This window comes from Nocardia vinacea NBRC 16497, assembly GCF_000308835.1.
Classification (GTDB): domain Bacteria; phylum Actinomycetota; class Actinomycetes; order Mycobacteriales; family Mycobacteriaceae; genus Nocardia; species Nocardia vinacea.
Window position 1 is genome coordinate 21,978 of the sequence record NZ_BAGN01000015.1, and the last position, 12,722, is coordinate 34,699.

Genomic DNA, 12,722 nt, shown 5'->3' on the forward strand with positions numbered 1-12,722 from the left:
GTGACAGACACCACGTAACGAGTGGATTGCGCGGCGTGCCAGGTACCGGTTGGTAGGGGGTTCAGCTGGCGCGTGCGACGTCCAGCTCTTCGCCACGGGACCGGCGCCTGCGCATCCGTGCCACCGCGGCGGGCAGTCCGAGCTTCGTCAGCTCCTTCACTTCGGCGTTGCTTGCCTTGTCCAGGTACTGCTGAACCTCTTCGTCGGGTTCGAGAAGTTTGCGGAGCCGATTCTCGACCCGCTCCATGCCCAGTGCAAACAGCATCAGCACCACTGGGAAGAGCACCACAGCGAGTCCTTGCATGACGAGCAGTAAACACGGTCTAGGTCTCAGATGGAACACGGCAAGAGATCTAGGAGGCCACCGTTGTGGGGTGGTTCCGTATGGTGGACGCGTGCGTGTCTCCCCCTCCACAGCTGCCGTTAGCGGGCCTGCGCCTGCCGTCGAGGCGACCGATGCGCAACCCGCCGCGGTCCCCGCGCCGAAGCGCAAATCCCGAGTGCGACAAGCGGAAACCCAGCTCGGCCTGACCCGAAGGGCCCGCCGGATGAACCGCACTCTCGCGGTGGCTTTTCCGGACGCGCATTGTGAGCTGGATTTCACCACACCGCTCGAATTGGCGGTTGCGACAATACTTTCCGCGCAGTGCACCGATGAGCGGGTGAATCTGACCACACCCGCGCTCTTCGCGAAGTATCGGGATGCCCGCGCCTACGCCGAGGCAAACCGCGCCGAGCTGGAGGAATACATCCGGCCGACCGGCTTCTTCCGCAACAAGACCAGTTCGCTGATCGGGCTCGGTCAGGCGCTGGTCGAACGCTTCGATGGTGAATTGCCTCACACCCTCGACGAACTGGTGCAGTTGCCCGGCATCGGCCGCAAGACTGCCAACGTCATCCTCGGCAACGCCTTCGGGGTGCCCGGCATCACGGTCGACACCCATTTCGGCCGGCTGGTGCGCCGCTGGGCGTGGACCACCGAGGAAGATCCGGTGAAGGTCGAACATGCCATCGGCGCGATCATCGAACGCAAGGAATGGACAATGCTGTCCCATCGCGTGATTTTCCACGGGCGTCGGGTCTGCCATTCCCGCAAGCCCGCATGCGGTGTCTGCATTCTGGCCAAGGATTGCCCCTCGTTCGGGGTCGGGGTGACCGATCCGGAAACCGCGGCCAAGCTGGTGAAGGGTCCGGAGGCGGAGCATCTGCTCGAGCTGGTGGGCCGGTGAGACGATTACCTGTCGCGGCGCGCTTGGCGCTGGCAGGGTTGATCACCGTTGTGGCCTTGGCGGTCGCGCTGTGGCCCCGCGATAACGACGACACCGTGACGAGCGGCGACCATCCGGCGAATTCCCTTGCGAGCGCACCGGTCGAGGCGCGCACCGCCGCCGGGCTGGCGAATTGTCCGACGCCCGCGGCGGATGCGGTGGGACGCGGGCCGCTTGCCGGACTCGCCCTGACCTGTCTGTCCGACGGTAAACCGGTCGACCTGGCGGCCGCGCTCGCGGGCAAACCGGCACTGCTGAACCTGTGGGCGTACTGGTGTGGACCGTGCGCCAAGGAGTTGCCGGATGTGCAGGAGTACGCGCGACGGGCCGGAAACGCGATTACCGTGCTGACCGTGCACAGCGATCCGGATGAGGCGAGGGCGCTCGCGCTGCTGACCGACCTGAAGGTGACGTTGCCCGGAGTCCTCGACCCGCGTACCAAGGTACGAACCGCGGTCGGTGCGCCCGCGGTGCTGCCGGTATCGGTGTTGTTGCGTGCCGATGGTTCGGTCGCCGAGGTGGTGGTGCGGGCCTTCAACGGCGTCGGCGATATCGCCGATACGGTCGCGAACAATTTGGGAGTTGCGGCATGACCGAGATCTCCGTGCCGCACAGCATCCCGCGGTGGCTGCGCCGGGCGGCGGACCCGAATACCGATTCCACCGACACGCTGTCCCTGGCGCGGGCGGTGCGGCGGGCCATGACGATCAGCACCACGCCGCGGCAAGCGGCCGTGCTCGTGCTGTTCAGTGGTTCGCCCGAAGCCGATCCCGAGGCGCCGGGCGGGCTGCCCGCCGATGCGGATGTGCTGCTCACCCAGCGCGCGTCCACCATGCGCCAGCACCGGGGTCAGGTCGCTTTTCCCGGCGGAGCGGTCGATCCCGGCGACTCCGGCCCGATCGATACCGCCCTGCGCGAGGCCTGTGAGGAGACCGGGCTGGCGCGCGAGGGCGTCGAAACCTTCGCGGTACTGCCGAAGCTGTTCGTGCCCCCGTCCCGATTCGACGTGACCCCGGTGGTGGCCTACTGGCACACCCCGAGGGCGGTCCAGGTGGTCAACCACACCGAGACCGAACGTGTCGTGCGGGTGCCGCTCGCGGACCTGCTCGACCCGGCGAATCGCTTCATGGTGCGCGGCAGCCTCGGCTATCAGAGTCCGGCATTCCAGGTGGACGGAATGCTGGTGTGGGGACTGACCGGCGGCATTCTGGCGGGCATCTGCAAGGCCGCCGGATGGGAACGGGACTGGGACCACAGCGATGTTCGCGATCTAGAGTCCGCGCTGGCGGCCGTAGGGATGACGTTATGAGTTCATCGGCTTGGCTCGATATCGCGGTGGTGCTGCTCGCGCTGCTGGCCGCCTCCTCCGGTTGGCGGCAGGGCGCGGTGGCCTCCGCGCTGGCCTTCCTGGGCGTCGTACTCGGCGCGGTCGCGGGCATTCTCATCGCGCCGCACATCCTGGTCCATGTCAACGAGGGCAGACCACGGGTGCTCACCGGCGTGCTGTTGATCGTGCTGCTGGTCATCGTCGGTGAGGTGGCGGGCATGGTGCTCGGCCGGGCCGCGCGCGGCGGTATGCGGCATCCGTTCACCCGCAGCGTGGACAGCGTCGTCGGCGCGGTGCTGCAGGCGGTCGCGGTGCTGGTCACCGCATGGCTGCTGGCGTTACCGCTGGCCACCTCGTCCCAGCCGGCCATCGCCGCGGCCATCAATGGTTCGAAGGTGCTCGCCGACGTCAACGATGTCTCCCCGAATTGGCTGCGGCGGCTGCCGAACGAATTCTCCAAACTGCTCAACACCTCCGGGCTGCCGGATGTCATCGGACCGTTCGGTCGCGCGCCGATCGCTGCGGTCGAACCGCCTGACCCCAGCGTGCTCGCCAGCCCGGTCGCGGCCTCGCTGCAGCAGAGCGTGCTGCGCATCCGCGGCGTGGCACCGAGCTGCCAGCGGGCGCTGGAGGGTTCGGGCTTCGTGATCGCGCCCGAACGCGTGATGACCAATGCGCACGTGGTCGCGGGTACGACGAGCGTCAGCGTGGATACCGCGCGCGGCCCGCTCGAGGCGACGGTGGTGCTGTTCGATCCGTCCAAGGATGTCGCGGTGCTCGCGGTGCCCGGCCTCACCGCCCCGATCGTCCCGCAGGCGCCCTCGCCCGCGCACTCCGGCGACAGTGCCATCGTGCTCGGCTACCCGGGCGGCGGACCGTACACGGCCAGCGCGGCTCGGGTGCGCGAGACGCTGGATCTGACCGGGCCGACCATCTACCGCAACGGCACGGTGGAGCGTGAGGTCTACACCGTCCGCGGGTTGGTGCGGGCCGGTAATTCCGGTGGGCCGCTGGTGGATACCGAGGGGCAGGTGCTCGGTGTGGTCTTCGGTGCGGCTGTCACCGACGATGACACCGGTTATGTGCTGACGCTGAACGAGGTGCGTGCGCAGGTGGAGGCCGCGCCCGGGTCGAATACGCAGATTCAGACCGGAGCCTGCGTACTGAGCTGAGACCGGCTGGGGCGGCTGGCTATGCGAGCCGGTCGCCCGGGTCGGACTCGACGGAACCGGCTACCCGAGCAGCTTGGCCAACTCCATCGTGACCGCTTCCGGGTTCTCTTGGTGCGCAAAGTGACCCGCGCCGGGAATAACGACCTGTCGCCGCTGTGGTGACAACCGGCGGGCGCGCTGGAAGGTCGCGGGCAGGATGTAGCCGTCGAGTTCACCGCGCATGGCCAGCACCGGAATGCGGATCGGCACCCGCATGGTGGCCATGAACCGCCGACCATCCGGACGCCACTGACTGCGGAAGGCCCAGCGCTGATACTCCAGCGCACAGTGCGCCGCGCCCGGAATCTGGATGGCCGAGCGCATCCGATCGGCCGTATCGATGAATTCGGCGGTGCCCGACCAGGTTCGGCTCACCCGCTGGCGTAACAGCCGCTCGACCTCGAAGCCGTTGCCGGTGGTCAGCAGATGTTCGCCGTAGCGCGGCAGCTGATAGCGCAGGAAATTCGGCAGCCAGGTGCGGCGCTGACGCCGGTCCCGCAGTACCGAGCTCTTGAGCGCGGCCGGATGCGGGGAACTGACCAGTGCGATCGAGCGCACCAGTCGTGGATGCAGCACCGCGGTCGTCCAGCACACCAGGCCGCCGTCGGCATGTCCGACCAGCGTGGCCTCGGAATAGCCCATGGCGCGGATGAGGCCGGCGATATCACCGGCCAGCGTCCAACCGTCATAGCCGCGCGGCGGTTTATCACTGTCGCCGTAGCCGCGCAGATCCACCGCGACCGCGCGATAGCCGAGTTCCGAGAGTCCGGTCAGCTGATGTCGCCAGGACCACCAGAGGTCGGCGAATCCGTGCAGCAGGACGACCAGCGGTGCGTCCGGGCGGTCCGGCTCGGCCTCGACGACATGGAAGCGAATGCCGTTTGCGTGCACGTCCCGATGCGTCCACGGACCGTCGTAACGGACGCTGGACGGATCGGGAAATGAGTTCGACGACACGCCGACCGAGCCTAGTGGGGGTCCGGCCAACCGCCTAGTCGACGCTGGCGCGCCGCCCGACCGTCTACTTCGACGGCTGCTCGAGCGACTTCGACTGCGTCGGCTCCGCGAGCACGAGGTGCTCCTCGTGCGAGCCGAATCCGCTCGGCAGCACCGTGCGCGCCTGCTTGAGCGAATCGATCGTCTTCTCCGGCGCCCGCAGCTTCTTGACCCGCAGATAGCCGAGCAGGGCGAGCACCGCCGTCGCGACGATCATCAGCAGGAACACGATCAGGAACGCCGCCCAGCGCGCCAGCCAGACATCGAGCAGCTCGCCGAGGAAGAAGAAAAAGAAGAAGGTGCTGAACAGCAGCACGGTCAACGCGAGGATGAAGTAGACGCTGCCCTGCAGCCCCTTCTTGATCTCCCCGGTCACCTCGGCCTTGGCCAGCGCGACCTCGGCCCGCACCAGCGTCGACATCTGCTCGGTGGCATCGCGGACCAGGGTGCCGAAGCTCGCCGACCCAGCCGGGTTGGCGTCCGAAAGGGGAATCGAGGTCACGGTGCGGTCGCGACGCGACTCGTCCCCGTTACCACGCTGCGTCCCATTCCTATCTTGGGCGAAACTCACTTGGTCGACCCTTCTCCCTGTCCCGGCACTGCTTCCGCCTCGGTCTCTCGTTCTATCGCACGCGCGTCCCGCCGCGCCTGGTGGACACGCCCACGCCGCAACAGTAGCGCCGAACCCGCGAGCGACGCCGTCATTGACGTCACCAACACCGCGGCCTTCGCCAATTCGACGGCCGAGCCGTCACCGACGTCCGTCAGCGCGAGTTCTGCCACCAGAAGGCTAACGGTGAAGCCGATCGCACCGAGCACCGAGAGGGCGAACATGTCCCGGTAGCCCAGGCTGGCCGGACGCTTCGCGATGCCCAATCGGATTGCCACCCAGCTGATTCCGAAGATGCCGACGGTCTTGCCCAGTAGCAATCCGAGAATTATGGCCAGCGACAGCCTATCGCTGAACAGCTGCTGGAAAACCTTGCCGTCCAACGGAACTCCGGAGGCGAACAAGGCGAACAGCGGTACACAGAGCCCGGCCGAGATCGGCTGGACCATATGCTCGAGCCGGGTTGCCGGGGCTTCGGACTCGCCCGGATCCTTGCGCACCCTGGTGAGCAGACCGAGCGCGACACCGGCCAGTGTCGGATGGATGCCCGCCTCGTGCAGCGCGTACCAGGAGATCAGCGCGAGCGGCACATACAGCAGCGGTGTGCAGATCCGCTTGTGCTGGGCCAGCGCCCACCCCGCGAAACAGCCTGCCGCGGCCAGCAGCCACAGCGCCGACACCGTTGTGGTGAACAGCACCGCGATCAGGATGATGGCGAGCAGATCGTCGACCACCGCGAGGCTCAGCAGGAAGACCCGTGCGCTCGCCGGGATCCGGGAGCCGGTCATGGCGAGCACGGCCAGCGCGAACGCGATATCGGTCGCCACCGGGATGGCCCAGCCCCGCTCCATCCCGTCGACGCCGAATCCGACGGCAAATGCGATCAGTGCCGGAGTGACCACGCCGCCGACCGCCGCGATGATCGGCAGCGCGGCCCGCTTGGGATCGGCGAGCTCGCCGACGACCAGCTCGCGTTTGAGCTCCAATCCGGCGACGAAGAAGAAGATGGCCAGCAGACCGTCCTCGGTCCAGTCCGCGACGGTGAGATCCAGATGCAGTGCCTTGATCGGCAGGGCGTACTCGGTGACGGTGAAGTAGCTCTGGCCCCACGGCGAGTTCACCCACAGCAACGCAGCAGCAGCCGCGATCAGAAGTATCGCGCCACCAACGGTTTCGGTGCGTAGATAGCGCGTCAGCTCCGAGCGAACTTGGGTGATCACGGGAAACCTTCCGCCAGGGTGGACTCCGACCGCGGACGCGCAATCCCACCGATCCGGCTTTCAGGTACACGACCGCATGCCGACCAGGCTTCCCGGCACACCTTACGCAATTCTAACTGGTACGGCCGGTGACGAATTCCGTCACCGGCCGTACGCGATGTGCCGACTCAGGCGCGGCTGGCCCGAATCGCCTCGAAAACATTCGGATCGACCAGCGTCGAGGTGTCGCCCAATTCGCGGCCCTCCGCGACATCGCGCAGCAGTCGCCGCATGATCTTGCCGCTGCGGGTCTTGGGCAGCTCGGGCACCACGTGGATCTCGCGGGGCCGGGCGATCGGGCTGATCTCCCGCGACACCTCCGCCTTCAGTTCGTCGATCAGCGCGTCGCCGGTGTCCTTGGCCTCGGCCGTCAGGATCACGAAGGCGACGATGCCCTGGCCGGTGGTCGTATCACTGGCGCCCACCACCGCGGCCTCGGCCACCCCGGAGTGACCGACCAGCGCGGATTCGACCTCGGCGGTGGAGATGCGGTGACCCGACACATTCATCACATCGTCGACCCGGCCGAGCACCCACAGATCGCCGTCGGCATCGAGCTTGGCGCCGTCACCGGCGAAGTACCAGCCCTGTTCTGCGTAGCGCTCCCAGTAGGTGGACCGGTAGCGGTCCATATCGCCCCAGATGCCGCGCAACATCGACGGCCACGGTTGATCGAGCACCAGATAGCCGTTGGCCTCGGTCTCACCGAGTTGGACCGCCTTGCCCTCCTCGTCGACGACCTTCGCCGAAATTCCGGGCAGCGGAGTCATCGCCGCACCGGGCTTCGCGGCGGTGACGCCCGGCAGCGGGGAGATCATGATCGACCCCGTCTCGGTCTGCCACCAGGTGTCCACGATGGGCGCGGTGTTCGCGCCGATCACCTCGCGGTACCAGCGCCAGGCCTCCGGATTGATCGGTTCGCCGACGCTACCGAGCACCCGGATGCTGGACAGATCATGCGCGGCCGGAATCTCCCTACCCCACTTCATGAATGTGCGCACCAGCGTCGGCGCCGTGTAATAGATTGTGACGCTGTACTTTTCGACGATATTCCAGTGCCGGTGCTCATCCGGGAAGTTCGGCGTGCCCTCGTAGACGACCTGGGTGGTCCGGTTCGACAGCGGTCCGTAGACGATGTAGGTGTGCCCGGTGACCCAGCCGATATCGGCGGTGCACCAGTAGATGTCCTGTCCGGCCTTGTGGTCGAAGACATTGTGGTGGGTGTAGGACGCCTGGGTGAGATACCCGCCGCTGGTGTGCAGGATGCCCTTGGGCTTACCGGTGGTACCGGAGGTGTAGAGGATGAACAGTGGGTGCTCGGCATCGAAGGCCTGCGCCTGGTGTTCGGGAGCGGCCTGCGCGACGGTCTCGTGCCACCACAGGTCGCGACCCTCGGTCCACGGCACCTCGATATCGGTGCGGCGCACCACCAGTACATGCTCGACAGAGTGCGGCACATCGCCATTGGCGTAGAGCGCCTCGTCGACGGCCTCCTTGAGCGGGGCGGCCTTACCGCGACGCCACTGACCGTCGGTGGTGATGATCAACCGGGCGCTCGCGTCGTCGACGCGCTGGCGCAGCGCGGTGGGGGAGAAGCCGGCGAATACCACCGAATGCGTCAGTCCGAGTCGGGCGCAGGCCAGCATCGACACGATCGCCTCGGGAACCATCGGCATATAGATGGCGACCCGATCGCCCGCTTCGAGCCCGAGTTCGGTCAGATAGTTTGCGGCGCGGGAAACTTCGGCGAGGAGTTCGGCATAGGTGATGTCGCGGGAGTCGCCCGGTTCGCCCTCCCAATGGATGGCGACCTGATCGCCGTGCCCGTCGAGCACATGGCGGTCCACGCAGTTGTAGGCGACATTGAGCTTGCCGTCGACGAACCACTTCGCGACGGGCGCGTCACTCCAGTCGAGTACCTGCGTCCACGGCTGCTCCCAGTGCAGCCGGTCGGCCTGCTCGGCCCAGAACGCGTCGCGATCCGCCGTGGCCCGCGGGTACAACGACGCGTCGGCATTCGCCGTCGCGGCGAACTCCGCGGTCGGCGGGTACGAGTCCCGGTGGTCGGTGGTTTCGGTCATCTCGTCTCTTCCTCACGTAGCCCCGTGGTGCTGGCAGTCGCAGTCGATTTCGACAGTAGCCAACTGTGATCCAGCCCGCGCCCGGTGTGTCCATTGGGTTTCCATCCCGTCACCGCGGCGGGTATCCTGCGCGATCCGCTGACAAACCGGGCCTTCGGTAGCTATCGTCATAGACCAACCAGCTCCGGATGCCGGAAGCCCCAACGGAGGCATACTTCCGGCGGATGCCTGTCTTCTCCTTAATGTTTAGCGCGTTTCGAGGATGTTGCCGGATTGGTAACAAGTGGAACGAACCTCTGTCAATCCGGTGACAAGGCTGCTTCGAATAGCTAACGTCCCAGGCATTCCAAGGCGGATCGAGTCGAGGCGCGCTGGGCAGATACCCATGCGTCGTCGCGGATCCCCTTCGCCTGTCTCGAAATCGGGAGAACGCGTTGAGATTCAACAGAGCTACAGCGTTGACCGCGGCAGTCCTGCTGGCCACAAGCCTGGGACTGTCCGCATGTTCGTCGAGCGATAGTGCCGACGCCGACATCGTCACCACGAACGGTGGTGAGCCGCAGAATCCGTTGGTGCCGACCAATACCAACGAGAATATGGGCGGCCGCGTCGTCGACCGGCTGTTCGCGGGTCTGAAGTACTACGACGGCAAGGGTGTTGCGCACGACGAGATGGCCGAGTCCATCAAGACGACCGACCGCAAGACCTACACGATCACCATCAAGCCGGACTGGAAGTTCACCGACGGCAGCACGGTGACCGCGAAGTCGTTCGTCGACGCCTGGAACTACGGCGCCCTCGGCACCAACGGTCAGCTGCAGAGTTACGCGTTCACCCCGATCGTCGGATTCGACGAGGTGTCGGCGGAAAAACCCACGGCGCAAACGATGTCGGGTCTGAAGGTGGTCGACGACCGAACCTTCACCGTCGAGCTGAAGTCGCCGTCCATCGACTTCGAGACCGAACTCGGCTACGCGCCGTTCTATCCGCTGCCCGATGCCGCGTTCAAGGATATGAAGGCCTTCGGTGAGAACCCGGTCGGCAACGGCCCGTACAAGTTCCAGACCTGGGAGCACAACGTCAAGATCGACCTGACGCCCAACCCGGACTACACGGGCGGACGCGCGCCCAAGAACAAGGGTCTGCGGTTCGTCATGTATCAGTCGTTCGATACCGCCTACTCGGATCTGCAGGCAGGCAATCTCGATACCCTCGACACCATTCCGGACAGCGCGCTGACTTCGTACAAGAAGGACCTCGGCGATCGCGCGATCCTGGAGCCGTCCGCGCAGAACCAGCACATCGGCGTCCAAGCCAATGTCCCGCACTTCGGCGGTGAGGAAGGCCTGCTGCGTCGCCGCGCCATCTCGATGGCGATCAACCGGCAGCAGATCTGCGACACCATCTTCAACGGCACCAAGATTCCGGCGCGCGACTTCACCTCGAGCACCCTGCCCGGATTCAACGGGAACCTGCCCGGCTCCGAAGTATTGAAGTACAACCCCGAAGAGGCCAAGAAGATCTGGGCGCAGGCCGATGCCATTTCGCCGTGGTCGGGGCGCTACGAAATCGCCTACAACTCCGACGGCGGCCACCAGGCGTGGATCGAGGCCGTGGCCAACAGCATCAAGAACACCCTCGGTATCGATGCCGTCGGCGCGCCGTATCCGACGTTCAAGAACATCCGAGATCTGGTGAACCAGAAGACGATCGGCAAGGCGTTCCGCTACGGCTGGCAGGGCGACTACCCGACCATGCTGCAGTTCCTCACCTCGCAGTACTACAGCTACTCCGAAACCAATAACGTCGACTACAAGAGCCCCGAATTCGACCACCTGCTCGACGCCGCACTGGCCGCGCCGACACTGGAGGAGTCGTACAAGATCGTGGCGCAGGCGCAGGCGTTGCTGATCAAGGATATGGCCGATATCCCCGTGCTCGATTATCTCGCCGCGGCGGGACGTTCGGACAAGGTGAAGAAGGCCGACCTGGCCTGGAATGGTCTGTTCGACTTCGAAAACATCGAGAAGTAGCCGCTCGGCGCGGTCGTGCCGCACATTGTGACGGCACGACCGCTCCGCTCACCCAGGAGACGAAATGGCCTGGTATGTCGTGCGGCGTCTGCTCCAAATGATCCCCGTCTTCCTCGGGGCGACGCTGCTCATCTATGCACTGGTCTTCTTAGTTCCGGGCGATCCGATCCACGCGCTGGCCGGCGACAAGCCGATGACGCCTGCCGTCGAGGCCCAACTGCGTGCGCGTTATCACCTGGATCGTCCGTTCATCGTGCAGTATCTGCTGTATCTGAAGGGCATTTTCACCCTCGATTTCGGGACGGCCTTCTCCGGTCGACCGGTGCGCGACGAACTCGCCCGCGCCTTCCCGATCACCATCAAATTGGCATTCATGGCGGTGCTCATCGAGGGTGTCTTCGGTGTCGTCTTCGGTCTGATCGCGGGGCTGCGCAAAGGCAAACTCTTCGATTCCACGCTGCTGGTGGTCAGTCTGATCATCATCGCGGTGCCGATCTTCGTGATCGGCTTCCTTGCCCAGTTCGTACTGGGTGTGAAGTGGGGTATTGCGCCGGTGACCGTCACGGGTAAGGCCAGCGTCGGTGAATTGCTCGTGCCCGCATTCGTTCTCGGTTCGCTCTCGTTCGCCTATGTGCTGCGGCTGACCCGAAATTCGGTGGCGGAGAACATGTCCGCCGATTACGTGCGCACCGCGACCGCGAAGGGACTCAGTCGCCCGCGCGTGGTCACCGTGCACATTCTGCGTAACTCGATGATTCCGGTGATCACCTTCCTCGGCGCCGACCTCGGCGCGTTGATCGGCGGCGCGGTCGTCACCGAGGGCATCTTCAACATCCCGGGCGTGGGTGGGACGCTGTACCAGGCGATTACCCGCGGTGAGCCGCCGACGGTGGTCTCGTTCGTGACCGTGCTCATCGTGATCTTCCTGATCTCGAATCTGATCATCGATCTGCTCTATGCCGCGCTCGACCCGAGGATCCGATATGCCTGAGCTCGAGAAGAAAGCTCCGGACCGGCAGCAGCATTTCGTCGCGCCGCCCGATGAAGTCGAGGTGCTCGCCACCGACCAGGTCGTCGATACCGGTTCGCCGACCAGCATCTGGCAGGACGCGTGGCGGCAGTTGCGCCGCAATCCGATCTTCATCGTTGCCGCGGTGCTGATCGTGTTCATCGCCATCGTTGTGCTGTGGCCGGGCCTGTTCTCCGATCAGGATCCGCGCTACTGCAACGGCGATTTCAGCATGGATCCGCGCGGGCCCGGACATCCGTTCGGTTTCGATAAACAGGGCTGCGATGTCTATACCCGAACCGTTTACGGCGCACGGGCTTCCGTAATGGCGGGCTTGGGTGCCACCACGGTATTCCTGCTCGTCGGCGGCACGCTCGGGGCCCTTGCGGGCTTCTACGGCGGGCTGCTCGATTCGGTGGTGTCCCGCATTGCGGAGATCTTCTATGCGATTCCATTGATGCTGGCCGCGATCGTCATCATGCAGTTGCTCGATTCACGCACGATCTGGACCGTCATCCTGATCCTGGCCGCATTCACCTGGCCGCAGGCGGCGCGTATCGCGCGCAGTGCGGTGATCGAGGCGAAGAACAGCGAATATGTCACGGCGGCGAAGGCATTGGGTGTGTCCCGAATACGCACGCTGCTGCGTCATGTGTTGCCGAATGCGGCCGGCCCGCTGATCGTGGTGACGACGATCTGGCTCGGCGCGTTCATCGTCACCGAGGCGACGCTGTCCTACCTCGGCGTCGGCCTGCCGCGCACGATTGTGTCCTGGGGTTCGGATATCAATACCAATCAGCACGAGTTGCGCGGCGGATCGCCGATTCTGTTCTATCCCGCAACGGCTTTGGCGCTCACCGTGCTGAGCTTCATCCTGCTCGGCGACGCGCTGCGGGACGCGCTCGATCCGAAGGCGAGGAAGAGGTGA

General features: G+C 65.4%; 12 protein-coding genes. 7 read left to right on the plus strand and 5 right to left on the minus strand.

Going from position 1 to position 12,722, the window contains the following annotated elements; translation table 11 throughout:
* Positions 1 to 61 precede the first annotated feature (61 nt).
* Positions 62 to 304: a hypothetical protein gene (locus ON44_RS02075; RefSeq protein WP_040686056.1), complete on the minus strand. Its 243-nt coding sequence runs from the start codon at positions 302 to 304 to the stop codon at positions 62 to 64.
* Between the two features lie 244 nt (positions 305 to 548).
* Here ON44_RS02075 and nth point away from each other — a divergent pair, with 244 nt between their 5' ends.
* The 4 genes from nth to ON44_RS02095 are packed head-to-tail and all read left to right on the plus strand — an operon-like array spanning position 549 to position 3,767.
* Positions 549 to 1,229: an endonuclease III gene (gene nth, locus ON44_RS02080; protein WP_083897601.1), complete on the plus strand. Its 681-nt coding sequence runs from the start codon at positions 549 to 551 to the stop codon at positions 1,227 to 1,229.
* The gene (locus ON44_RS02085; RefSeq protein WP_040686057.1) at positions 1,226 to 1,861 is read left to right on the plus strand and encodes a TlpA family protein disulfide reductase; all 636 of its coding nucleotides are present in this window, start codon (positions 1,226 to 1,228) and stop codon (positions 1,859 to 1,861) included. Before nth ends, ON44_RS02085 begins: the two co-directional genes overlap by 4 nt.
* The gene (locus tag ON44_RS02090; RefSeq protein ID WP_083897602.1) at positions 1,858 to 2,577 is read left to right on the plus strand and encodes an NUDIX hydrolase; all 720 of its coding nucleotides are present in this window, start codon (positions 1,858 to 1,860) and stop codon (positions 2,575 to 2,577) included. Before ON44_RS02085 ends, ON44_RS02090 begins: the two co-directional genes overlap by 4 nt.
* Complete coding sequence (locus ON44_RS02095; RefSeq protein ID WP_040686058.1) at positions 2,574 to 3,767, plus strand: MarP family serine protease; 1,194 nt, start codon at positions 2,574 to 2,576, stop codon at positions 3,765 to 3,767. The genes ON44_RS02090 and ON44_RS02095 overlap by 4 nt, the downstream gene beginning before the upstream one ends.
* Before the next feature lie 60 nt (positions 3,768 to 3,827).
* Here the strand turns inward: ON44_RS02095 and ON44_RS02100 are convergent, their stop codons facing one another.
* The 4 genes from ON44_RS02100 to acs all read right to left on the minus strand — a co-directional run bounded on the left by ON44_RS02100 (position 3,828) and on the right by acs (position 8,752).
* Positions 3,828 to 4,763, minus strand: coding sequence for an alpha/beta fold hydrolase (locus tag ON44_RS02100; RefSeq protein ID WP_040686059.1), 936 nt, complete (start codon positions 4,761 to 4,763; stop codon positions 3,828 to 3,830).
* Positions 4,764 to 4,827: 64 nt separating this feature from the next.
* Positions 4,828 to 5,373: a phage holin family protein gene (locus ON44_RS02105; protein ID WP_040686060.1), complete on the minus strand. Its 546-nt coding sequence runs from the start codon at positions 5,371 to 5,373 to the stop codon at positions 4,828 to 4,830.
* The gene (nhaA, locus tag ON44_RS02110; RefSeq protein WP_040686118.1) at positions 5,370 to 6,629 is read right to left on the minus strand and encodes a Na+/H+ antiporter NhaA; all 1,260 of its coding nucleotides are present in this window, start codon (positions 6,627 to 6,629) and stop codon (positions 5,370 to 5,372) included. The genes ON44_RS02105 and nhaA overlap by 4 nt, the downstream gene beginning before the upstream one ends.
* A gap of 170 nt (positions 6,630 to 6,799) precedes the next feature.
* Positions 6,800 to 8,752 (minus strand): acetate--CoA ligase, encoded by a 1,953-nt coding sequence (acs, locus tag ON44_RS02115; protein WP_040686061.1) that lies wholly within the window; start codon positions 8,750 to 8,752, stop codon positions 6,800 to 6,802.
* Positions 8,753 to 9,210: 458 nt separating this feature from the next.
* Here acs and ON44_RS02120 point away from each other — a divergent pair, with 458 nt between their 5' ends.
* From ON44_RS02120 to ON44_RS02130, 3 genes are all read left to right on the plus strand, one after another.
* Positions 9,211 to 10,785, plus strand: a complete 1,575-nt coding sequence (locus tag ON44_RS02120; protein ID WP_040686062.1) for a peptide ABC transporter substrate-binding protein — start codon at positions 9,211 to 9,213, stop codon at positions 10,783 to 10,785.
* Positions 10,786 to 10,849: 64 nt separating this feature from the next.
* Positions 10,850 to 11,776: an ABC transporter permease gene (locus ON44_RS02125; RefSeq protein WP_040686063.1), complete on the plus strand. Its 927-nt coding sequence runs from the start codon at positions 10,850 to 10,852 to the stop codon at positions 11,774 to 11,776.
* The gene (locus ON44_RS02130; protein WP_040686064.1) at positions 11,769 to 12,722 is read left to right on the plus strand and encodes an ABC transporter permease; all 954 of its coding nucleotides are present in this window, start codon (positions 11,769 to 11,771) and stop codon (positions 12,720 to 12,722) included. Before ON44_RS02125 ends, ON44_RS02130 begins: the two co-directional genes overlap by 8 nt.

Coding starts and splice junctions, on each gene's coding strand:
- ON44_RS02075 (WP_040686056.1), bottom strand. CDS start 304: ATGCAAGGACTCGCTGTGGTGCTCTTCCCAGTGGTGCTGATGCTGTTT.
- nth (WP_083897601.1), top strand. CDS start 549: ATGAACCGCACTCTCGCGGTGGCTTTTCCGGACGCGCATTGTGAGCTG.
- ON44_RS02090 (WP_083897602.1), top strand. CDS start 1,858: ATGACCGAGATCTCCGTGCCGCACAGCATCCCGCGGTGGCTGCGCCGG.
- ON44_RS02095 (WP_040686058.1), top strand. CDS start 2,574: ATGAGTTCATCGGCTTGGCTCGATATCGCGGTGGTGCTGCTCGCGCTG.
- acs (WP_040686061.1), bottom strand. CDS start 8,752: ATGACCGAAACCACCGACCACCGGGACTCGTACCCGCCGACCGCGGAG.
- ON44_RS02125 (WP_040686063.1), top strand. CDS start 10,850: ATGGCCTGGTATGTCGTGCGGCGTCTGCTCCAAATGATCCCCGTCTTC.
- ON44_RS02130 (WP_040686064.1), top strand. CDS start 11,769: ATGCCTGAGCTCGAGAAGAAAGCTCCGGACCGGCAGCAGCATTTCGTC.